The sequence below is a fragment of the Desemzia sp. FAM 23989 genome, assembly GCF_045528345.1.
In the GTDB taxonomy this organism is placed as follows: Bacteria; Bacillota; Bacilli; order Lactobacillales; family Carnobacteriaceae; genus Desemzia.
This window is the reverse complement of the sequence record NZ_JBGQQT010000003.1, coordinates 1-23,836: the sequence shown is the minus strand read 5'-3', so window position 1 is coordinate 23,836 and position 23,836 is coordinate 1. Positions and strand designations below refer to the sequence as shown.

Sequence of the window (23,836 nt, the reverse complement as noted above, 5' to 3'; positions counted from 1 at the left end):
TTCTTATTCTTTATTCTATCATAAAAAAGAAAATTCCATGAAAATTAGCTCTCCAATTCAACGCTTACTTGATCCAATAGACAAAAATGAACCTCTATTTTAAGAGAGGTCCATCCTTTTTTAAACTATGAATTTATTTCAAGGTGTTTGTATAATATCGAATAACCAAAAACTGAATAACTTATAGGAATGCTGATGCGTAACATTAGGATGTTTCGCTTGAGAGAAGCATCTTTTAATTCGGACAGTTTAAAACGATACAAGTTATGCTTCAATTCTTTGAGCTGTTTTTTTTCATTTGGTTTATATTTGTATCCGACCAGAAGCAAATACAGATTCAAACGCATATACATTTCTTTGATCCGCCATAATAACTGAGTAGAGTGTATTTTTAATCGATCCATTATTTTTAGTAAAGCCGCTAATCCGGAGAAGTAATTGTCATAAAACTCTTTTTTCCATACATGATTTTCTGTCATATAATGATACTTCGATTCTGGCACACACAATATTGACTGACTTTTAAAGTAAAGTTGGCAGCAAATATCCAAGTCTGCATATAAGTGCAATTTTTGATCAAACAAAATCATTGTTCCGCTTTTAAATAAACTAGCTGAAAAGAGCTTATTGCATAGGAAACTTTCTGTCCGGTTTTGCAATAACATCAAATTGATCGCTTCTTCCGGACTTAACAGCCGGATCACTTCTGGACCAGGAGGAAAAATCAATTGATTTCTTATTTCTTCCGTGTAACGACAGATGACAGCTTCTGATTGGTACTTATCCAGCATAGTCATCAGCTGCTCAAACATGTCTTCATCTATCCAGTCTCCAGGATGAACAAATCCAATATACTCGCCTTCTGAAGACAATACACCTATATTACGAGCCGCTGATATCCCTACTTTATTCGTGTTGATCAAATGAAACCGTTCGTCCATTTTACAATATCTTTCGCAAATGCTTCTGCTGGAATCACTGGAACCATCATCGATCAAAATAATTTCTATCCGGTGATACGTCTGATATCGTAAACTGTTTAAACACCTCACTAAATGCTTTTCAGAATTATAAACAGGCACGATAATAGAAATCAATTTCTCCACCTCCTTCAAAGCATTAATGCAGGCTCATCACTGTGCTCAATTTTCAATCCCATAATAATGGTATGCAGCATCTGTTGATCTTTTTTTGTCATTATACACCGCTCCAATAACATTTGCCTGAACGTGATCCAGTAACTCTTTTGCTTTATATAAATTATTTTTTTCAGCTACTCCATCTCGGATCACAAAAATCGTTCCGTCCGTTTTATTCGCCATTACTTGGGCATCCGTAACAGCTAAGATAGGAGGCAAATCAAAGATGATCAAGTCAAAAGAATCCTTTAATCGTCTCAGCAATTGATCCATTCTATTAGAAGCCAATAGTTCCGATGGGTTTGGAGGAATGATTCCGCAACTCAGGATGAACAGATTCTTAATGACTGTCTGGTGAACAATGTCCTGTATCCTCGTTTGATCATCAGTCAGTAAATCGGTCAATCCTTTATGGTTTAATACGTTGAACAGTTGGTGCACACTAGGATTGCGCATATCTGCATCTACTAAAAGAATTTTTTTGCCTTGTGAAGCAAATACTACAGCAACATTTGAAGCTACCGTCGTTTTTCCTTCTCCTGGACTTGCAGATGTAAACATCAGTGTCTTAAATTTTTTGTCTACCATCGAAAATTGGATATTCGTTCGAAGCGTTCTAAATTCCTCAGAGATAACTGAACTGGGTTTCATCAATGTAATCAAACTGTTCCCTTCTTCATTGTGCTGCGTTTTCTTTTGTCTAAACATGGTTAGGCTCCTTTCTAGTCACACGTTTTATTTCTACAGGATCTTTATTTCCTTTCATTTGAGAAGAAAGAAGCTGATCGGAATGGATCAATTCTTTTTTAGACAGGGTAGATATACTTCCTAATTGAATCCATCCTAACTGATCCGCAGCGAAATTCTCATCATGAACTTTTGTATCGGCCACAAATCGGAACAGAATCAGCCCTGTACTAAGTGCAATTCCTGCCGCTGCACCAATGACCATATTGAATAAGTAGTTTGGTGAAACTGGAGCAGAAGGGACTGTAGCTAAGGACAAGATAGCTACGTTGTCTATATTGATGACAGATCCTACATTGTCTTTAAAGACTGCAGCAATCGTATCTGCTATCAAGGCCGCACGTTGAGGGTTTGTATCCATAACCCGGATCCCAAATATTTGCGAGTCTGATTGAATGATAATTTCCATTTTGTCTTTTAGCTCTTCTTCAGAAAATCTATCTCCCAATTCTTCTTGTACTTTATCTAGCACTACTGGATCTTGGATAATGTCTCGATAAGTATTGATCATTTGAATATTTGTCTCGATTTCTCCCAGTTCTATAGCTTGGTTGGTTTCTGTTGCTCTACTGACCAAAAGATTCGTTTCTGCGCTATATTCTGGTTCGATGACATAAATGGTGATAATGTGCGTGCTTCCTATTCCAAGCAGCAAAAATAATCCTACCCAATACCATTTTTGCTGCAATAAACGAATCCATTCGGCCATAGTGATCATTCTGTCCATTGGAGTTCCTCCTAATTTATCAGCTTTTATATGTTTGCCTATGAATTGCACCAAAGAAAATGTACCAACAGAATTTTAATTCTCTTCATGTGAATGTGTACCTTTAGGGTTGCAGGAGTAGGATCTTTGGGTATGTAGTGAGAGTTTTGGGTGATGTAAAACCATTAAAAAAATGTTTTTTTAAGAGAGTATCTCCAAGAATCCAACGGCGCACTTGATTCCGTTAAAAGAGGGGCGAGGTGTGCTTGGTAAGTCTTGAGGAGAATGATATGAACAGCTTTTAAAAACTTCATTCTTGAAGATACCCGTTGGTGAACTAATTTAGAACATTAAACAAATTTGTCTAATGGTAAAATACAGCACAAACAAACAAGCCTGAATAATGTGTAAGAAAATAACAGTGATCTGTGAAATATTAGAGAGTAAAAATAAGAGGCATGAATATGGTATGTGTGATTAGAGGAAGAACGTTATTAAACAATAGCCCATAAACATGATTAAATATCTTAAGTTGTTGACCAAAGTCTATCACGGTTCATTTTAAAAAGAAAATAGGAACTAGTAAGAACAAAATTTTTTTTTATATTTGTGACAAAAAAGCGAACAAAAACAGGTTCTACAATATTTGACGTTGGTAAATAGAAAATGCACTTCTTTTTAATTCTAATCCTAATGGAAACACATTCCTAGAAATTTCAGGAGCAATCCCTAGGCCGGAAGAAATTTCTTTACTAACATTAGAATGATGAAGAATCCAAAAAGGAAGATGGTCCTATACCACCTTCCTCTACTACTCGCTATTTTAAATGGTTCTACAATATTTATCGTTGGTAAACAGAAAATCATTTCTTCTTAACCCTAAACCTATTAGAAACCATTTCTAGTAATTTCAGGAGGAATATGGTGTTGCTTATAGCCTTGAAACTTCCGGCTCAAGGCGTTCCCATGGCTTTCCATAAGCTGCCCTATAGGACGGAGGAAATTTCTTTATTAACATTAGAAGACAAAAAGCTTTTTAAATAAGTGATTACAAAGAGAACAATAAAGAAGCTTCATCTGGATCGGTATCGTAAAGCTGAAATGCTTCACCGACACCTTTGCCTTTTTCTCTTAAAATACTTTCCACCGTACCATAAGCAATTTCTTTCATGTTATTGTCCTTGCTTAAATGAGCCAGATAGATTCTTTTAGTATTGTCTCCAATCACATCACTAAGAGCTAAAGCACCATCTTCATTTGATAAGTGCCCCTTATCGCCTAAGATGCGCTGTTTCAAGCTCCATGGGTATCTTCCCATACGAAGCATATCCAAGTCATGATTGCTTTCAAATAGATACGCATCCGCATTTGACACGATTCCTCGCATACGATCACTGACGTACCCAGTATCTGTCAGCATCACGAAAGATTTATTGTCTTTATGGAAACTGTAGAATTGAGGGGCTATGGCATCATGTGAGACACCAAAGCTTTCAATATCTATATCACCTATTGTCATTGTTTTGCCCATCTCAAAAAGATGTTTTTGCTCTGTTTTGATATTTCCAATGATAGGAGACATTGCTTGCCAAGTTTGTTCATTAGCATAAATATCTAAATTATATTTCCGAGCCATAACCCCTACTCCATGAACATGATCCCTATGTTCATGAGTAATTAAAATACCATCTAATTCTTGTGGAGTACGGTTGATTTGGCTTAATAATGCAGTAGTTTTTTTACCGCTAAGTCCACAATCTACAAGTAATTTCTTTTTGTCGGATTCGATATAAGTAATATTTCCTGAACTTCCGCTTGCCAGAATACTCACTCTTAATCCTTCTGTTTGCATTGCCATTTAAACCCTCGTCCCTTTTTGATCTGTTCCTGTTTGATTATTACTCATCAACACTAGTCGATTCACTCGACTCGCTGCTCGAATCTGAAGGTGTTTCCTTGCTGCTTTCTTGAATAACACTTCCGTTTACTGCATCAACACGCTTCAGTACACTATCTGTACTGGTTACCACTTCTATCAACCATACCGGCACATACATGCTCAAATCTTCCAAGTTCAGCGTCCGGCTGTAAGTTAATATCGGTTTACTCACTTCAGCCCCAGTAGGAATTTCATTATTTTGATAAAGGATTTCTACGGCATCTTGATCTGTGATCAAGGTCCTGCTTTCTCCTTGTACTGTGATCGGTCCAACATATTTTTGTTCATAAGAAATGATTTCTTTATTTCCATTCAAATGGAAAATAATATCTGCTGTTCCATCTACAATAGGAATGTTATTTGCTATTTGCCCATAAATGATTTGTCTGGTAGAAGGAATATAACGAATGAATTGATATTGATCTCCATATAAAATGGCATCACTCAAGATAAATTCCGTCAACACTTCTAAATCACCAGATGTCAGTTCTGCTCCTTGAGACAATTTTATAGGATCTGACAAAATACTGGCATACAGTGACCCATTGTTCTCAATAATGCCTGTTTGATTAGTCAAACGGCTTGAATTTTCTTCTAACAGATTATTGATTTCTGCTTGAACATATGGAACCTCATGAGCCTCATCTGCAAAATTCGGCAATTCAATTCCTTCATCTTGCATTTCCTCAATCAAATCTACTTGATTTGTAGCAATCCCAGTAAAATCATTTTGGCTGTTATCTAAAACACGCCACAACAGATATCCGTTTAAGCATAAAAATGCAAGGATAAAGATGATTTCGATTTTTTTAAAATCCATCATCAACACCTCCTTTAGATGAGCTTATCAGCGTTTGAACGCTCATCCAGTTTCCATTAACTTTAACGTACCAATTAGGCTCTAGAGTAACAACTCGATTAGACTCATCACTGTAGTTCCACGTATAGCCTACTTTTATATCGTCAATATCGTTTAATGATTGCCCGGCACTGGCAAGAACTGACGTTAACTCATCTACAGCATACAGTTCTTTATCCGTTTCTTGATCCGAAATAGGCGTCTGTGCTACCACTGTCGGCATTTCTAAAGCTGTCACACTGTTATCGGAAACCGTGACAAACGTACCGCCATAGTCAGGTGTCCCGAAAATCGGATACCCTTTAATATAACGCCGGAATTCCACTTCATTAGTGACAGAAGAATATCCATAGTAATATAATTCGTTAGGCCAATGCTCATATCGAATCAATTTATTAAAACTATTCAATACAGTAGTGGACAAACTATCATTATCCGTTCCTACTTGGGGACGTGTATACGTTAAGATATCTTTCTCGTTGTCAATGCTCAATTCACTGAAATAATCATAGTAACGTGAAAGTTCTTCATTGATGACCGTTTGAATTTCTGAAGTATCATCGAATAAGCGCTCAATAAATAAACTATTCGGCTGCTCTTCGACTAGATAATTGAGTACGGGCAACTCTAGAGAGTTTACAGGCAAATAAGTAATGTGTTCCTTTAAGGAAACAGACTCCGCCTCTATATGACTACTTTCATTTTCTTTCAATGCAGTGGGTATTAAATCTGTATCTATATTGGACACTTCAGCTTCATAAAACAGCATTGAACGAGTATTGTAGAAATAAATAACTCCTGGGTTATCTAGAGAGAGATACATTCTATTAAAGGTTCTGTTTTCATACTCTCTTGGAAGAAAAGAAAAAGAATCTTGGTATAATCCAAAAGGAATAGCACTGGAGAAAATAAGTTCTACATTGCTTGCTTGGCTCACTGTATCAATATAATTTTCGCCATTCATTGTAATAGGGTCTGTTACATCATTGACTTCAAAATTTTGAAAAGCAGTAAATAAACTGCTTAAAACTGCTTTATTTTTTGTAATAAATGTCCCTTGATTCGTATGTTCAGCTACTTCAGTTGGACCAAAGACAGTGGATAATTGACGATCAAAAGTAACGGAAGACACAACCGGTGCCTCATTGTTCTCAGTTTGAACAACATAGCCCCCTGGATTACGCCATAACAGGACCGTTAAAAATAAACTAAGCACAATTAAAAGAGTCAAGACGATTTTTCTTATTAACGGCCAATTCATTCCCAATCACCTTCTTCATATGGAACATATGGCAGAGAAATATAGAATGTAGTTCCTTTTCCTTCTGTACTATCCGCCCAGATCTTTCCTCCATGATGTTGAATAACTTCTTTAGAAATAGCTAATCCTAGACCCGTTCCTCCCATTGATCGTGCTCTTGCTTTATCGACACGGAAGAAGCGATCAAATACATGCAATAAATCTTTTTTCGGAATACCCATTCCTTGGTCCGCAATACTTAACACTACACTGTTATGTGTTTTAACTAAGCGGCACGTAATGATTCCGCCATCAGGAGAATACTTAAAGGCATTATTTAAAATATTGTCTAATACCTGCATAATTCTGTCTGCATCGATCTCTACCCAGATTTCTTGTTTCGTGATTTCCCGCTCAATAGAGTAATTTTTAAGCGGCTCATCTGTACTGGTTTTTATCATCATTTCAAAGCGATCCAGAACATGGTGGAATAATTCATTCAAATTGATCAATTCTAATTGAAGATTGCTCTTTCCAGAATCCATTCTGGATAATTCCAGCAAATCTTGTACCATTCGAATCATACGATTAGTCTCTTCTTGAGTAACTTTTAAAAATTGGGGAGCAATTTCTTCATCTTTCCAAGCTCCATCATTCAAAGCTTCCAAATAACTGCGCATACTTGTTAAAGGAGTTCGTAATTCATGTGATACATTGGAAACAAACTCTTTACGCTCCCGTTCAATTTTTTCTTGTTCGGTTACATCGTGCAGCACACAAACTAACCCACTGATAAATCCAGATTCTCTTTGAATCAAAGAAAAACCGCCTCGTAAAATCACTTGATTGTCATTAGTAGAAAAATCGAAAAGAAGTTCTTCCTCTATTTCTAATAACTGTCTTAAAGTCATTTCACTATTCAAAATATCCATAATTAATTTTCCAAAAGCTATTTCCTGGGAAATATTTAACATTTCCTGTGCTTTTTCGTTAATGATCACAACTTTTCCCCGACGATCGGTGGCAATAACGCCATCAGTCATATGAGAAAGCACACTGTTTAACCTTCTCCGCTCTGCTTCCGTGGTTTCTTGTGCCTCTTCTACTCGAGTAGACAACTCATTAATAGCATTGGATAACTGGCCTAGCTCATCTTCTCCATAAACTTTTAATTGACCGGAGTAATCTCCTTCTGCGATTTGAATCGTTTGTTGTTTCATTTCTGAAATAGGTTTAGTGATAGCTCGTGAAACAAATTGCGCTAAAATAATCATTAACACAATTGCAATCAACGCTGAATTAATAAAAATAATACTGATTTCATTCACTTGTTCATAAATCGTTTCGATATTCGTTTCCAACATAATAACCCCTAAAATATCAGAAGAATCTTCTGCATAAACAGGAGAAACCAACTTCCATCTACGGTCGTTGGTTAACGGGTCGAGGTACTGACTAGTCACATTGTTGCCTAACAATAGCGATTGATGGACATCCGAATCAGTGGATTTTCTTCCGATCAATGACTGTTGCGTATTGTCACTTGTACCAATAATATAATATTCTGGATCAACAACTTGTACCTCGACAACCCCACTACCCGAGAAATCTCTCAATAAGTTCGCTATACTAGCTCTTTTATCAGTATTCTCTTCATCTAATAAAATGGGTTGCAACGTATTCTCTAAGAAATCAACTTGTATCCGGCGATCCTCTTTAAAATTGTCTACTAATTGGTTTTCTAGTTGTGTTACAAAGTTTGCGCCAATGATTTCCAGCGTTATTGTCAACAGAAGAATAAAAATCAATACAATTTTAAAATTGATGGATTGGAAAAATTGAATTCTCTTTTTCATTGGTTACTCCTGTTCAGGGTTTCTTAAATAGTAGCCTACACCTCTTCTAGTAATCAACCATGTTGGATGACTGGGCTTATCTTCTATTTTTTCTCTTAATCTTCGTACCGTAACATCAACAGTTCGGACATCACCAAAATAATCATATCCCCAAACCGTTTGGAGTAAATGTTCTCGGGTCATAACTTGTCCTAAATGTTTCGCTAAATAATGCAGCAATTCAAATTCACGATGAGTCAGTTCAATCGTTTCTCCACGCTTAGATACAATATAAGCGTCTGGATGAATCACTAATGCTCCTACTTCGATATCAGTTGAAACTTCTTCCTCTACTTGAGGAACTTTACTGCTCTGTCTTCTTAAATTAGCCTTTACACGTGCCACTAACTCTCTATTTGAAAATGGTTTTGTCACATAATCGTCCGCACCTAATTCCAAACCTAATACTTTATCGATTTCAGCATCTTTAGCTGTTACCATGATAATCGGCATGTCGTGCGTTTTTCGAACTTCTCGACATACTTCTAAGCCATCCATTTTAGGCAGCATTAAATCAAGTACAATTAAATCCGGTATAATTTCTTCTACTTTTTCGACTGCTTCTTCACCATCATAAGCAGTGTAAACATCGTAACCTTCTTTAGTTAAATTAAATTTTATAATATCTGAAATCGGCTTTTCATCATCTACGACCAATATCTTTTTCATCTTTTATCCTCCTCGATATACGAGCATTTATCTATGAAAAATTAGGTATTTTCCTATCTTATATTATACATAATCCAGAATAGAAGTGCAAAAAACGGTAATAACCTTCTCATAGTGATTTGGTGCAAAAAAGGCTCCACCAATTTTTATGGTGCAGCTATAAGCAATCTTTCAATTTTTTTATTCCTCTTTAAACATACACATAGCAATAGTATCTCCCGCTACACCATTTTTAGCATAATTCATGGTGGCAGTTGTTTCGTCATCTAACCCTTTTATCACAACAACTGGTATAACCAAAGAAATATTTTTTTCTTCCAAATAGTTGCGATCAAAAGTTGCCAATCTATCGCCTTTTGTCACGTACATCCCTTTTTTCAGCTCTGATTGGAACCCTTCTCCATGCAGACTAATTGTATTTATACCAATATGGACTAAGACCTCTATTCCTTCTTTGGTTTCAATCACATAAGCATGTAAAGTATCCGCAACTTGATATAACTTGCCGCTTATAGGTGCTACAACTTCTTCAGAGGTTGGAATCACAGCAAACCCTTCACCAACCATTTTTTCGGAAAATACAGGATCTGGAACTTCTTCCAAGCGAATAATTTCTCCATCAGCAATCGTTACGAGTTGAAATTTATCTCGTATTTGGTCCTCGTTAACATGATTTGAATTGTTTGCTTGCGCCACTTTTCTTTTCCCCCAACTGTCTCTATTCTTATACCCTAATATTTTGTATTGTAAAACAAATAAAAGGATTTTACTATACCTTTGTCACTTTTTTCTTTCCGCAGCAAAATCTTATTTCACATCGTACAACTGTTTTTATTTGGATAAAAATCAGATAAATGATAGACTGAACTTAAAATAATGGGTTTTCATAGATTATAAGAAGTTGAAATTCGACTAATGAGATACCCCTTTTCTTGATTTTTTTATCACTTACGTTCATAATATGTTCAAAATATTACTGAAGGAGGTCAAATCAACTATGTCTATTGAATTCTATATTGCTATTGCAATCGTAGTTTTAGCGATCGTTGGTCTTGTTGTTGCCGGAATAATCATTAAAAAACGCATTACCAGCTTAATGAATGAAGTCAACACTGTTGTATTGGACGTCAATCACACTGTTGATCGATTCAACAACGACGTGAATGCTATCAACTCAAAAGTTGCTAACATCCAAAATCGGGCTGATTTAATGATGAAAGATGTATCAGACAAGCAACAGTACATTCAAGAATTTTCTACAAGAACGACAGAGTTTAGCGATTCTTTGAACCACTTAAAATCTTCTGGCCAAGAACTCAGCAATCAATTCGTCAGTTCGCCAGGAAAAACGACTAAACGCACTTTTCCATCACTTATTAAAGTTGGGAAAACGGCTCAAAAAATGGTTAAAAATCGTCAAAAGTAATAAATGGCTTACTCAGTACATCAGTAGTGACTACTATTAATGAAAGAGGGTTGTATTATGGGAAAAAATAACTTTGGCAAAACACTAGTTGTAGGATTAGCAGCAGCGGCGACCGCATTACTTTTTGCTCCTAAATCCGGGAAAGAGTTAAGAGGCGATTTAAAAGAACAAGGTTTAGTGGTGAAAGATAAAGCTATGACCAAAGTAAATGAATTGTCAGATGAGTTTAAACAAACTTATCATGAGGTAGAAGAAGAAATGGATTACGCAAATCCAGATCCGGAATTAGAAGAGACTATTGCAGATATCGAAACAGACTTGTATCATCCAAATCAAGAAAAAGCGGACATTTTAACTCCTGAGCCTGTTGACTTAGTGTCACATCCTCATGCTGGTCCGATTCCAACAGATCCTTCAGCACCTGTTGAAAGACCTGTACCGCCAGTTGGTCCAAATGTACCTCCAACAGCGGAGAAACCTGTAGCACCAACTCCAGATATCTAAAAAAAAAAAACGTGCCTACTCTCTTAGGCACGTTTTTTATGTTATTTTGGTTCTACAACACTTAACGTTGATCAATAAAAAATACAGTTCTTTTTAAGGCTAAATCTATTAGAAGCGCATTCTTAGAAATTTCAGGAGGAATATGGGGTTGCTTATAGCCATGAAAAAGGATGCAAAAAAAAGGAAACACTGTGGGCGTACGCCCAAGTGTACCATGCTTGTAAGCTGCTGAAGCAGCAACAATCATGGCAATTACTTAGTGTTTGGCTTTAGCCGTTACGCTTAGTTTGACGCTTGCAAGTCTTGAGACACGTTTTTGGCTCAAGGCGTTCCCATGGCTTTTCATAAGCAACCCCATAGGCCGGAGGAAATTTCTTTACCAATGTTAAAATATAAGAGCCGCTATTTTTTCACCCAAACTGAAACAGATCCAGCATTTACAGGGAAGATCCCTACACCATTTTCATCTAACGTTACTTCGTCTTCACGGTGGCCTAGATAATCATAGAAGACTTCTCCAGATCGCTCTTCGCCAAAATTCATTTCTTTGAAGCCTTCTTCACTGTTAGATAAAACTACAGCACATCCTCCTGGATGCTCTTCATCCCCTGATCTCGTCCAACCAATACAATTCGCGTGATCCAAGTAATCTGTTTGATCCCCGTAAGCGTACTGCTGTCTAAGATAAATTAACTTATCCAAGATTTCTGATTGTCCTTCAATAGGGTTATCCCCTTTAAGACCATAATAATCTCCGTAAAAAACAGTCGGATATCCATACTTTCTTAGTAAGATGATGCTATAAGCTAAAGGTTTAAACCACGGTTCAACGTAAGATTCTAAAGCTTGAGATGGTTGCGAATCATGATTGTCTACAAACGTCACCGCAGAAGTTGGTTTTTTCTGCATCAATGTCTCGTCAAATAAAGGTCTTAAATCATATGCATTTCCTTCTTTAGAAGCATTAGACAATTTGTAATGCAAAGATACATCAAACAAACTGATGTCATCGTTATGAGCTTTTAAATAGTCTTTTAAATGTCCGTACTTTTGATCCCAGTATTCTGCAACTACAAAAAAGTCTTCTCCAAACTCTTCTCGTAACCCACAAACAAGATCATTCATAAATTCTTCATGGATGTGTTTTACAGCATCCAATCTAAATCCATCTACGCCTGTTTCTTTTACAAACCAACTGGCCCATTGTTTAATTTCATTTACTACATCCGCATTACCATAATCGATATCCGCAAACATCAAATAATCATAATTCCCATATTCGTTGGCTACTGCAGAATCATCAGCCCAACTTTTATCATCTTCTGCTATACGAAAAATGCTTTTTTTGTCATTTAATTCATCGTAGTCTATTCCACTAAAATGATGGTAATTCCATATAAAATCAGAATATTTCCCATTTCTGCCCGGAAAAGTAAATTTTGTCCATCCTTCTATCTCATAGGGTTCTGTTATTTCTTTATTACGATCGTCTTCAGCTACTTCTACTGCGTTAAATCGTTCTGTCTCGTCAGCTCCGCCTTTATGGTTTAAAACAACATCTGCATAGACTTGGATATTGTACTTATGCAGTTCTTCAATCGCATCCAGCAATTCTTGTTTTGTCCCATACTTGGTCCGCACGCCGCCTTTTTGATCGAATTCTCCTAAATCGTATAAATCATAGATACCGTAACCTTCATCATTGATCGTTACTCCTTTAAAAACAGGTGGAATCCAGACAGCAGTGATACCAATATCATGTAAATGTGCCGCATCTTCCTTTAGGCGTTGCCAATGTTTTCCATCAGCTTCTGTAAACCATTCAAAATATTGCATCATTGTTCCGTTTATAACCATCGTTCTTCCCCCTAAATATACTTAAATAAAATAATAAACATAAAAATAAACATACCTAAATCATAAGACTTTCCCGTCATAATAGCAATTTTAAAGCTTTCAAAACTTTTTACTCTACATATAAAATATAGAAATTTATTGGTCTTGAATACCATCTTTAAACTATTCAAATCCTACCTCCATTTAGATGACATAAAAAAAGATGACACCCAATAATAGGAGCCATCTTTCTTATAAGATAGAGATGCTGACTAGTCATTACAGTCATCAATTTACACGATTCTTTTAAACTTCTCTCTAGATATGTTTTCGCCAAGTATTTCGATTAAATAAAATTAGGATAGGGAATATTTCTAATCTTCCGGCTATCATTACAAAAGATAACAAAATTTTTGAAAAGTCACTGATGTGTGCAAAACTTTCCGCAGGTCCAATGGTTCCTAAACCAGGACCTATATTATTAAATGTTGCCGCTATGGCACTAAAAGCAGATGTAAAGTCAGGAACATCCATACTGATTAATAACAACAAAATGAAAAAAATAATCATATAGATGACAAAGTAATTTACTACACCATGCTTAATGTCTTTGCTTAATGATTTCCCCTCATACTTGATCGCTACTACTCGGTTAGGATGTGCATTACGCTTGAATTCAGCAACAGCGGTCTTCCATAAAATAGCTACTCGAGAGATTTTTAATCCACCCGCTGTAGATCCAGCACTTGCTCCAAAGAACATGAGTATGAGCAGTATCGTCTGAGAAAATAACGGCCATTGGCCAAAATCTGCAGTAGAAAAACCTGTGGTAGTAATGATAGATGAAACAGTAAAAAAGACGTCTCGAACTAATCGTCCAAAAGATTCATAATAAGAAAATAAATTCACACAAATCAAAATAACTGCACTTATAATAATTCCGATGTACCATCTTAATTCTTCACTCTTCAAAACGTCTTTTATATGACCAATCAAGATCAAATAAAACAAATTAAAATTCACACCAAAGAGAATCATGGAAGTTCCAAGGACATAATCAATATAAGCACTATCATACGGAGCTATACTTCCGTTTTTTATGCCAAAGCCACCCGTCCCAGCAGCCCCAAAGGCATGTAATAAAGCCTCAAATAAATTCATTCCTCCAAAAAGCAGCAATATTACTACTATAGCAGTCATTGTTAGATAGATTTTATATAAAATACGCGCTGAGGAGGACAGTTTTGAAACTAATTTCCCAAAAACCGGACCAGGTACTTCTGCTTTCATAATATGTACTGATTCAGATTCTATTTGAGGTAAGACAGCTAGTGCGAATACTAATACTCCCATCCCTCCCACTAAATGAGTAAAACTTCTCCAAAATAAAGAGGAATGAGATAACGCTTCAACATCCGTTAAAATACTAGATCCAGTAGTTGTGAATCCACTACTCGTTTCAAAAAAAGCATCAATCAAACTAGGTATATCTCCATTCATTACAAATGGAAGTCCGCCGAAAAAGGAAAGCAGTATCCAAGATAATGAAACAATAACAAAGCCTTCTTTAGCAAATAATTGTTTTTTCACTGGTATTTTTCTACTTAATAGATATCCAATAACTAGCAAAAGTACACTAATAGCTAGAAAACTGAATGGGTATTTCCATTCTTCTTGATAAAAGATACTAACTATCAAAGGAAAAACTAGTAAAAGAGATTCAACTTGTAAAATTCTTCCAATAACATATTTCACCATACTAATGTTCACAAGCGCGATACCCCTTTATTTTAATATATCATCAATGTCATCATAATTTTTTTCTTTTGTAATGACAATAACATGATCATCTGTTTTTATTGTATCTTGTCCTCCAGGAACAATGAGTTTTTTGCCTCTAATAATATAAGCAATTAGTAAATGTGATTTTATTGATAAGGATTCTAACGGTACATTAACCACACGACTACTTGCCTTCACTCTAAACTGAAGAGCTTCAACTTGATTATCCGCTAAACGGAATAACGCTTCTACATTTGAAACAGATTGATTGGTTAAGGAACGTACAAATTGTAAGATAGTGTTCGCGATCACCCTTTTTGGTGTAATAACAGTTTGTAATCCCATTGTACCAAATATTTTCAGCAATAATGTTCGATTGACTTTTGTAACGATCTTTCTTACATCTTGTTGAGATGCGTACAAAGAAGTGATGATATTTTCTTCGTCCACACCTGTTAGACTGATAAAAACGTCGTATCCCTCAATACGCTCTTCTTCTAAAAATTCTTGGTCTGTTCCATCTCCATGAACCACCATGATTCCAGGAAAGGCTTCACTTAGTTCTTCGGCTCTTTTTGCATTATTTTCAATAACTTTTATATCCATTTTGTAATCTTTCAACATATTGATTAAATAATAAGTAATGCGTCCGCCACCAATAATTAAAGCAGACTTCATTCTAGCCCGATTGTCTCCCATCAACTTATAGAACTTGTTCACTTCTTTCAATGAACTAACTACATAGATACGGTCTCCTTCTCTTAAATAGTTTTCTCCAGAAGGAATGATAATGTCATCTCCACGTTGAATGATGGCCACCAAAATATTCCCATACCGCGTTCTAAAGTCTTTTAAACTAATATTTATTAACGGACTATTTTGTTTAATTTTTAGTTCTACAAGATTGACGCGATTGCTTGCAAATGATTCTACGCTTAAAGCAGTAGGATATTTAATAACTTTCATAATATCTTTTGCAGACTCCAGTTCAGGATTGATCATCATAGTAATGCCTAAACTCTCTTTAACAAACCCAATATGTTTTGTGTACTCTGGATTTCTAACACGTGCAATTGTATATTTTGCGCCTAGTTTTTTGGCTATAATTGCTGACATAATATTGATTTCATCTTGTGGAGTCACAGCAATGAATATATCACAATTTGGAACGCCAGCCTCCATTTGTAGATCAAAACTAGCTCCATTTCCTGCTATTCCTGCAATATCATATTTGCTGATTAAAGCATCTATTCGTTTGCTATTCTTTTCAATTAGGATAATATCATTTCCTTCAGAGGAAATTTCTGAACAGAGAACCTCTCCAACTTTGCCTCCTCCAGCAATAACAATATTCATTTTTCCTGCCCCCTACGATGCTTTCTAATTTTAATCCATAAAGTATAATCAACTTAGCATATTACGGCTATTTTATACAGTAATTTTATTAACAGATGTATTCTAGCAGAATATAAAAAAAATACAATCACCAGACGATCAATTCGTGTATTATTTCCTGGGAAATACCTAAGAAGTATGTCTCACTTTTTCTGTTTATTTATGGATATACCGTGCTTTAATTAGTTAACGTTCTCTAAGTCATATAGTAAACAAGTACAAAATAAAAAAAACTTTAATTTATTTACCAAAATATTCTTTGGAAATTAAACTAAAGTTTTTTATGTATTTAACTTATGGGTTATGGGGGGCTCGAACCCTCGACCCGCTGATTAAGAGTCAGCTGCTCTACCAACTGAGCTAATAACCCAAATCAGTCACCAATGCAACGAAACAATTATAACACATTTTTTCACATTGGTGACACTTTTTCTTAAATAATTTGTATTCAATTGGCTTTTATTTAGATTTGACTCCAAACATCTTCTAAAATATTCGTTTGTTCACGACCTGGTCCAACTGAAAAAGTTGAAATTCGAACTCCTACCAATTCAGAAATACGTTCCACATAATTCCGAGCATTGTCAGGTAATTCTGCCAATGTACGACAAGTTGTGATATCTTCCTCCCAGCCTGGCATTTCTTCATAAATCGGAGTACATTCTGCCAATTCTTTCAAGCTTGCAGGATAATGAAGAATTTTCTCTCCATTACGCTCATAAGCTGTACAAATTTTAACCGTTTTTAATCCGCTTAATACATCAATTGAATTTAAAGACAAATTGGTGATTCCTGAAACGCGTTTTGAATGGCGCATCACAACTGTATCAAACCAGCCAATACGACGCGGACGTCCAGTTGTTGTTCCGTATTCTTTCCCTATATCTCGAATCTGTTGTCCAATTTCATCATGCAATTCCGTTGGGAACGGACCATCACCTACACGAGAAGTATAGGCTTTACATACACCAACTACTTTATTGATTTTTGAAGGACCAACTCCGCTTCCGATTGTCACTCCACCAGCAACTGGATTCGAAGAAGTTACAAAAGGATAAGTGCCTTGGTCAATATCCAACATAACCCCTTGAGCCCCTTCAAATAAAACATTTTGCCCAGCCTCAAGAGCATCATTTAAAATAACGGTTGTATCTGTTACATATTTTTTGATTTCTTGGCCATATTGATAGTATTCTTCAAAAACAGTTTCAAATTCAATAGCTGTTGAATCATATAATTTAGTAAACAACCGATTCTTTTCTTCTAAGTTAACACGCAAACGTTCTTCAAAAAGCTCTTTATCCAATAAATCAGCAATCCGAATGCCTACACGAGAAACCTTATCCATATATGCTGGACCGATTCCTTTGATAGTTGTTCCGATTTTATTGGCGCCTTTAGAATCTTCTTGTAGTTGATCCAATTGAATGTGATACGGTAAGATAACATGTGCACGATCAGAGATTCGGAGATTGTCTGTACTGATTCCTTTTTCATGCAAATAAGCCAACTCTTGTACCAGAGCCTTAGGGTTAACCACTACTCCATTACCTATCACACTTATCTTTTCTGAAGAAAAGATACCAGAAGGAATAAGGTGCAGTTTATACGTTACGCCACCAAATTTAATCGTATGGCCTGCATTATCTCCACCTTGATAACGTGCAATCACATCCGCATTTTCACTCAAGAAATCGGTAATTTTTCCTTTTCCTTCATCGCCCCATTGTGTACCAACAACTACTACAGAAGACATAAAAACACCTCTTTTTTATTTTTAAAAATCCTTTTGTAGTGTACCAGTAATCTTTTTACTATTCAATAAAAAACGAACATTTTTATTATTTTATTTAAAATAAAGGTCCAAAGGCGAATCATTTCATCTTAAAGAAAAGTTAATGGCTTCATAAACGAACTTTATACTCGTTTATGAAGCCTTTAATTTTTTATGAGATGGCATCTTCAGGATAGTAAGATAAGGAAGAAAATTTATTGTACTCTTTAATAAATAATAATTTTACAGTTCCTCTTGCACCACTTCTGTTTTTTTCTATGATTACTTCTATCACGTTGTCTTCATCTGCTTCAAAGTTATCCTCGCCATCTTCTTGACCCTCGCGATCATAATAATCATCACGATAAAGAAACGCTACGATATCCGCATCTTGCTCGATTGAACCAGACTCACGAATATCACTCAATACTGGACGTTTATCTTGTCTTTGTTCCACGCCACGAGATAACTGAGATAACGCAATAACGGGAACTTTCAATTCTTTAGCTAATTTTTTTAACTGACGTGAAATTTCAGATACTTCTTGTTGACGACTTTCTTTACCTGTTCCTTCAATAAGTTGCAAATAATCAATTAGTATCAATCCCAGATTACCTTTTTCTTGCTTTAAACGACGACATTTGGCACGAATCTCAGCCACACGTATACCTGGAGTATCGTCGATATAAATACTCGCTTTAGATAAACTACCCATGGCAATAATCAAATTCTGCCATTCTTCTTCTGTTAAATTACCTGTTCTTAAATTACTGGCATCGATACTGCCTTCTGAACACAACATCCGGTTAACAAGAGACTCGGCTCCCATTTCCAGACTGAAAATAGCCACTGTTTCATCCGTTTTTGTTCCAACATTTTGAGCAATGTTTAAAGCAAAAGCCGTTTTCCCTACAGCCGGTCTGGCAGCTAAAATAATCAGCTCTTCTTTTTGCAAGCCAGCAGTCATTTTATCTAATAATTTGTATCCTGTTGGCAAGCCCGTAATTTCTTCATTATTTTGATACAATTGATCTATTTGAGCTACAGTTGAGTTTAACACATCTGAAATAGACAAAAAACCGGTCCTGCTTCGTCTCTCCGATACTTCTAAGATACTTCTTTCCGCATCATCTAAAATTGAAGCAACCTCATCAGATTCCTCATATCCTTTAGCCACAATTTCTGTGGCTGTATGAATAAGGTTTCTCAAAATGGATTTTTGTTCCACAATTTTTGCGTAATATTCCATGTTTGCCGCTGTTGGTACCGCCACTGCTAATTCTGTCAGATATGGAATACCCCCAATGTCTTCTAATTGGTTTCTGGATTCTAATGCATTTGTGATCGTAACGATATCAATAGCTTCATTTTCATCGTTGAGGTCCATCATAGCTTGAAAAACCATTTGATGACCACGACGATAAAAATCCTTAGCTTCTATAAACTCCAAAGCTCCAACAAGTGTATCCGCATCTAAGAAAATAGAGCCTAATACAGCTTGTTCAGCTTCAATACTTTGCGGTGGTAAACGATCTTGGAACGCTTCATTTGCCAAGTTTTTCAACTTCCTTTCAAATACATAAAAACGCTTGTACTGTTCCACATTCAATGTGTCATTTCTGCTATTATTCTAACTGAAAATCACTGAGATTACAATCTAACAAAGGGAACGTTTGTTCCTTTTGGCGTAAAGTTATCTTTTAGCGTCACATCATTCAATAGCATTTATTTTACCTTAGTTTGATTCCAATAAAATAAGTCAGCCAAGTTTTCTCTTGGCTAACTTATTTAGCGGTTCACTTTAATTTTCAGGTACAACCCGTACAGTAATTTCTGCAACAACTTGTGGATGAATTTTAACATCCATTACTTGAGTTCCTAAAGAACGCATAGGAACATTCAAGTCGATTTTTCGTTTATCCAATTCAATACCCAATTGTTTTTTTGCAGCAGAAGCGATTTGTTTCGTTGTTACCGATCCAAATAATCGACCATCATCAGCTGCTTTTGATTTGATCTCAATGGCATTTTCTTCTTTTTCCAGAAAGACTTTTAACTCTTTTGCCTCTTCAAGAATTTCAGCCTCTTGTTTTTCTTGTGCTTTTTTCTTTCCTTTTAACTCACTGACACTTGCAGCATTGGCTTCTTTCGCCAACCCTTTTTTAAATAAGAAATTTGAAGCGTACCCATTTGGTACTTCTTTCACTTCGCCTTTTTTACCTTGTCCTTTTACATCTTTTAAAAAAATAACTCTCATGTTGTTGCAGCCTCCTTAGTAGAATAATGAGCTAAAATAGCTTCTTTTAATTGTTTTTTAGCTTCAGTTACTGAACTATTTTCTAGTTGGGTAGCAGCATTTGACAAATGTCCGCCACCGCCCAATTCTTCCATAATAACTTGAACATTGATTTCACCTAAACTTCGAGCACTGATTCCAATACGTTTATCTAATCGCTTAAAAATTACAAAAGCGGCATCAACCTTACTCATAGATAGCATCGTATCGGCTGTTTGTGCTGCTACTACTGTATCATATTCTTGGTTTTCTTCACCAGCTACAACAGCCATATTAGGAGTAACAAATTCCATGGACTCTATTAAATGACTGCGAAGCAAATACGTATCCGTATCTTCTTTTAATAATCTTTGGATAAGCACAGCGTCCGCACCACAAGAACGTAAATAGCTTGCTGCATCAAAAGTACGTGACCCCGTGCGTAAAGAGAAACTCTTGGTATCCACTACTATACCACCCAACATAGCTGTTGCTTCGATTTTATTGATTGGTTCAGCTTCTTGAGATTGGTATTCAAATAGTTCAGTGACCAATTCAGCCGTTGATGATGCATACGGTTCAATATAAACTAATGCAGGATTTCCTGGGAACTCTTCTCCTCGACGATGATGGTCTATAACAACGACTCGATTTTTTTGCTTCAATAGATCAGGAGCAATCGCCATAGACGGTCGATGAAAATCAACCAGAATAACTAAAGTATTTTCTGTCATCATTTCCTCAGCAACTTTTGGGGTAATAATGTAACGACTGATCTGATTATCTTTTTCAATTTCTTCTATGAGTTTTTCAATGTCATGACTATATTGATCTGGCTCTACAACTACCCATGCTTCTTTGTTATTCATTTCAGCAATCCGTCTAATACCTAAAGCAGAACCGATAGCATCTAAATCCGGATTCATATGTCCCATTACAACAACTTGGTCAGCTTGCTTCATTAATTCTTGTAAAGCTTGACTGATCATCCTAGATCGAACACGCGTTCTTTTCTCCATTGGATTTGTTTTTCCGCCGTAATAACGCATCTCTCCAGATAAAGATTTAATAACCGCTTGGTCACCACCCCGTCCCAGCGCTAAATCTAGATTGCTCTGAGCAAGACTAGCCAACTCATTTAAATTTTCATTTTCTTTATCAGCTTCTGTATATGCGATACCAATACTTAAAGTGAGCGGAATATTTTGTTTAGAAGTTTTTTCTCTTATTTGGTCTAAGATACTAAAATTTTCTGCTTCCATTTGCTTTAACGATTTGCGGTGCATGAATACAATAAACCGATCTTCAGAAACTCGTTTTAAATAAATTTGATGTTCTTTGGCCCAGTTTGATAATTGAGTAGTAATAAATGTATTGATATTTGAGATGTTTCTATCTGTCATACCTTGAACAATTTCATCGTAATTATCAACAAAGATATTTCCTAAAACAAATTTTTCATTTTGATACCGTTGTTTAACTTGACTATATTCAGATATATCCATCAAATAAATCACTCGGATATCTTCCTGGATGATGATTTGGTAACTCTTATCTCCCCATACAATAGTTGTTAAGTTATCTGCATGACTTTGTCTGATTAACTGGTTTAACTCTTCATCAATCTCTTCGATTTTTTTCCCTAGTATTTCTTCTTGATAGCCTATATGTGCTTGAAAATAAGGATTGGTCCATTGCACTTTATAGTCTTCATCAAATAGAATGATTCCAATTGGCATTTTAATCAACGCTTCTTGTTCGCCCCGCTTAATACGGTAAGAAAGATCATCGATATATTTATTGATTTTTCCTATCATTCGTTTTGAAAAGAAATAAATCAATAATAAGAATACAATGAAAATAACCAACATAACCAGTCCGATAATGACGTTAGAAAAAAAGCCTAACAAAATAACAATTAATTGTATGACAATCAATGCTACTGCAGCTAGTTTAACATTTTCATTTTTTAAAAACTGTGGGAGTTTTTCATCTGTTAATTTATTTTTCATTTATAACTCCTTTTCTCCTTCGCCTCTGACCACCGTTCTGTTCTATTCTACCACTTATCTTATTGAGATACTAGAACGTTGACAAAGTCTTTGGAGACACCAACACCTGTTGTTCCAACTTAGTTTTACTGATGTGTACATCTCTTTTAAAATGTTTCACATGAAACATTTTTCTCTTACAAATGGAATTAAAAAAGACCGTGCTGGTTATAAGCTCACGGTCTTTTTGAATAATTTATTTTATTCTTCAGTAACGAACGGTAATAATCCCATTACGCGTGCACGTTTGATAGCTTTAGTCAACTTACGTTGGTTTTTAGCATATGTTCCAGTTACACGACGAGGTAAAATTTTACCACGTTCAGAAATAAATCTTTTTAGAAGATCAACATCTTTGTAATCAACTTTTTCAATATGATTAGCAGCAAAGAAATCAACCTTACGGCGCTTACGTCCGCCTCTGCGTTGTACCATTTCATTTCCTCCTTTAATTAATCGATTTTAGAACGGTAAGTCATCGTCAGAGATATCAATAGGTTGTCCACTTGATTCAAAAGGATCAGAGTTTCCAAAATTTTGATAATCTCTAGCAGGAGTTTGTTGGGATTGTGATTTGTTTTGATTAGCATTAAAAGAATTAAAGTTATTTGACGAATTGGATGTAGTTGATCCATTGTCTTGTGCTCTTCTTTGATCTGTAACAGATTTTGGTTCAAGCATTGAGAAATTATCTACTACAATTTCAGTAACATAAACTTTTTGACCTTGCTGGTTATCATAAGAACGTGTTTGAATACGGCCTTCTACCCCAACTAAAGATCCTTTTTTCGTGAAGTTTGCTAACGTTTCTGCTGTTTTTCTCCATGCAACACAGTTGATAAAGTCAGCTTCACGTTCTCCACTTTGATTAGTGAATTGTCTATTGACTGCTACAGTAAAGGAAGCTACTGCTGTTCCATTAGACGTGTATCTTAAATCTGCATCTTTAGTCATTCTTCCAACTAACACTACATTATTAATCACTATATCCGCTCCCTTCCGATTGTTTCACATGAAACAATTAAATTAATCGTCTTCTCTAACGATCATATGGCGTAAGATATTATCATTAATCTTAGCTAAGCGATCAAATTCATTGATAGCCGCTGCATCTGAAGAAGTTAAATGTACGAGACGGTATAATCCTTCTCTGTAACCTTTAATTTCATATGCTAAACGACGTTTCGCCCAGTCTTTAGATTCAGTTACCTCAGCACCATTATCTTTTAAAATGTTATCGAAACGTTCTACTAAAGCTGTTTTTTCAGCTTCATCGATGTTAGGACGGATAATGTATAAAATTTCGTATTTTGCTGTTTGACTCATCTTGACTGTCACCTCCTTATGGACTTTGGCTCTTTTTTTGACAAAAAGAGCAAGGAAAGTATATCTAACGAGTAGATTACTCACGTCTAATTATTATACTGTTTTTATTGACTATTGTCAACAACTAAATGTCGTGATACACGTTATTATCGTTCGAACGTGATAATGTCCTAAGTAGGTCGAAGCATAAAATGTCCCAAAATGATAAAATAAAATCATGAAAAGGATAATACTAACGATGAATGAAGATAAGAAATATAAAGTAATAAAAGC

The 23,836-nt window shown here is 35.7% G+C and carries 21 protein-coding genes and 1 tRNA gene; 2 read left to right on the top strand and 20 right to left on the bottom strand.

From position 1 onward, the window contains the following. Positions 1-125 precede the first annotated feature (125 nt). The 9 genes from ACEN36_RS02865 to ACEN36_RS02825 all read right to left on the bottom strand — a co-directional run bounded on the left by ACEN36_RS02865 (position 126) and on the right by ACEN36_RS02825 (position 9,890). Positions 126-1,097 (bottom strand): glycosyltransferase family 2 protein, encoded by a 972-nt coding sequence (locus ACEN36_RS02865; protein ID WP_407125895.1) that lies wholly within the window; start codon positions 1,095-1,097, stop codon positions 126-128. A 45-nt stretch (positions 1,098-1,142) separates the two neighbouring features. Then, positions 1,143-1,847 carry a CpsD/CapB family tyrosine-protein kinase gene (locus tag ACEN36_RS02860; protein WP_407096342.1) on the bottom strand — a complete coding sequence of 235 codons (705 nt, stop codon included), beginning with the start codon at positions 1,845-1,847 and terminating at the stop codon, positions 1,143-1,145. Beyond that, positions 1,840-2,613 carry a YveK family protein gene (locus tag ACEN36_RS02855; RefSeq protein ID WP_407125894.1) on the bottom strand — a complete coding sequence of 258 codons (774 nt, stop codon included), beginning with the start codon at positions 2,611-2,613 and terminating at the stop codon, positions 1,840-1,842. The genes ACEN36_RS02860 and ACEN36_RS02855 overlap by 8 nt, the downstream gene beginning before the upstream one ends. 1,027 nt (positions 2,614-3,640) lie before the next feature. Continuing rightward, the gene (locus tag ACEN36_RS02850; protein WP_407125893.1) at positions 3,641-4,450 is read right to left on the bottom strand and encodes an MBL fold metallo-hydrolase; all 810 of its coding nucleotides are present in this window, start codon (positions 4,448-4,450) and stop codon (positions 3,641-3,643) included. Positions 4,451-4,490: 40 nt separating this feature from the next. Then, positions 4,491-5,351, bottom strand: coding sequence for a two-component system regulatory protein YycI (locus ACEN36_RS02845; RefSeq protein ID WP_407125892.1), 861 nt, complete (start codon positions 5,349-5,351; stop codon positions 4,491-4,493). Then, entirely contained in the window at positions 5,341-6,651 is a 1,311-nt protein-coding gene (locus tag ACEN36_RS02840) for a YycH family regulatory protein (RefSeq protein WP_407125891.1), read from the bottom strand. The genes ACEN36_RS02845 and ACEN36_RS02840 overlap by 11 nt, the downstream gene beginning before the upstream one ends. Next, positions 6,648-8,486: a cell wall metabolism sensor histidine kinase WalK gene (gene walK, locus ACEN36_RS02835; RefSeq protein ID WP_407096337.1), complete on the bottom strand. Its 1,839-nt coding sequence runs from the start codon at positions 8,484-8,486 to the stop codon at positions 6,648-6,650. The genes ACEN36_RS02840 and walK overlap by 4 nt, the downstream gene beginning before the upstream one ends. Before the next feature lie 3 nt (positions 8,487-8,489). After that, the gene (yycF, locus tag ACEN36_RS02830; RefSeq protein WP_407096336.1) at positions 8,490-9,194 is read right to left on the bottom strand and encodes a response regulator YycF; all 705 of its coding nucleotides are present in this window, start codon (positions 9,192-9,194) and stop codon (positions 8,490-8,492) included. A 180-nt stretch (positions 9,195-9,374) separates the two neighbouring features. Next, complete coding sequence (locus ACEN36_RS02825) at positions 9,375-9,890, bottom strand: PTS glucose transporter subunit IIA (RefSeq protein ID WP_407125890.1); 516 nt, start codon at positions 9,888-9,890, stop codon at positions 9,375-9,377. 301 nt (positions 9,891-10,191) lie between these two features. On the opposite strand from ACEN36_RS02825, the gene ACEN36_RS02820 reads away from it, so the two are divergent. After that, complete coding sequence (locus tag ACEN36_RS02820) at positions 10,192-10,620, top strand: DUF948 domain-containing protein (protein WP_407125889.1); 429 nt, start codon at positions 10,192-10,194, stop codon at positions 10,618-10,620. Between the two features lie 57 nt (positions 10,621-10,677). Further along, positions 10,678-11,124 carry a YtxH domain-containing protein gene (locus ACEN36_RS02815; RefSeq protein ID WP_079650919.1) on the top strand — a complete coding sequence of 149 codons (447 nt, stop codon included), beginning with the start codon at positions 10,678-10,680 and terminating at the stop codon, positions 11,122-11,124. Positions 11,125-11,526: 402 nt separating this feature from the next. On the opposite strand, the gene ACEN36_RS02810 is transcribed toward ACEN36_RS02815, so the two are convergent. From ACEN36_RS02810 to rpsF, 11 genes are all read right to left on the bottom strand, one after another. Next, complete coding sequence (locus ACEN36_RS02810; RefSeq protein ID WP_407125888.1) at positions 11,527-12,981, bottom strand: alpha-amylase; 1,455 nt, start codon at positions 12,979-12,981, stop codon at positions 11,527-11,529. A 297-nt stretch (positions 12,982-13,278) separates the two neighbouring features. After that, positions 13,279-14,730: a TrkH family potassium uptake protein gene (locus tag ACEN36_RS02805; protein WP_407125887.1), complete on the bottom strand. Its 1,452-nt coding sequence runs from the start codon at positions 14,728-14,730 to the stop codon at positions 13,279-13,281. Positions 14,731-14,745: 15 nt separating this feature from the next. Continuing rightward, positions 14,746-16,098: a Trk system potassium transporter TrkA gene (trkA, locus tag ACEN36_RS02800; protein WP_407096330.1), complete on the bottom strand. Its 1,353-nt coding sequence runs from the start codon at positions 16,096-16,098 to the stop codon at positions 14,746-14,748. A 336-nt stretch (positions 16,099-16,434) separates the two neighbouring features. Further along, positions 16,435-16,507, bottom strand: a tRNA-Lys gene (locus ACEN36_RS02795). 93 nt (positions 16,508-16,600) lie between these two features. Beyond that, a complete protein-coding gene (locus ACEN36_RS02790) occupies positions 16,601-17,893 on the bottom strand; it encodes an adenylosuccinate synthase (RefSeq protein ID WP_407125886.1) in 1,293 nt (430 codons plus the stop codon). A gap of 190 nt (positions 17,894-18,083) precedes the next feature. After that, positions 18,084-19,466: a replicative DNA helicase gene (gene dnaB, locus ACEN36_RS02785; protein WP_407096328.1), complete on the bottom strand. Its 1,383-nt coding sequence runs from the start codon at positions 19,464-19,466 to the stop codon at positions 18,084-18,086. Between the two features lie 246 nt (positions 19,467-19,712). Then, positions 19,713-20,168 carry a 50S ribosomal protein L9 gene (gene rplI, locus ACEN36_RS02780; RefSeq protein WP_407096327.1) on the bottom strand — a complete coding sequence of 152 codons (456 nt, stop codon included), beginning with the start codon at positions 20,166-20,168 and terminating at the stop codon, positions 19,713-19,715. Next, positions 20,165-22,198 carry a DHH family phosphoesterase gene (locus ACEN36_RS02775; protein ID WP_407096326.1) on the bottom strand — a complete coding sequence of 678 codons (2,034 nt, stop codon included), beginning with the start codon at positions 22,196-22,198 and terminating at the stop codon, positions 20,165-20,167. The genes rplI and ACEN36_RS02775 overlap by 4 nt, the downstream gene beginning before the upstream one ends. Positions 22,199-22,438: 240 nt before the next feature. Further along, a complete protein-coding gene (gene rpsR, locus ACEN36_RS02770; RefSeq protein ID WP_407096325.1) occupies positions 22,439-22,672 on the bottom strand; it encodes a 30S ribosomal protein S18 in 234 nt (77 codons plus the stop codon). A 27-nt stretch (positions 22,673-22,699) separates the two neighbouring features. Further along, the gene (gene ssb, locus ACEN36_RS02765; protein ID WP_407102901.1) at positions 22,700-23,221 is read right to left on the bottom strand and encodes a single-stranded DNA-binding protein; all 522 of its coding nucleotides are present in this window, start codon (positions 23,219-23,221) and stop codon (positions 22,700-22,702) included. A gap of 42 nt (positions 23,222-23,263) precedes the next feature. Next, on the bottom strand, positions 23,264-23,563 hold the full coding sequence (gene rpsF, locus ACEN36_RS02760) for a 30S ribosomal protein S6 (RefSeq protein WP_204212979.1): 300 nt from the start codon (positions 23,561-23,563) through the stop codon (positions 23,264-23,266). Positions 23,564-23,836 lie beyond the last annotated feature (273 nt).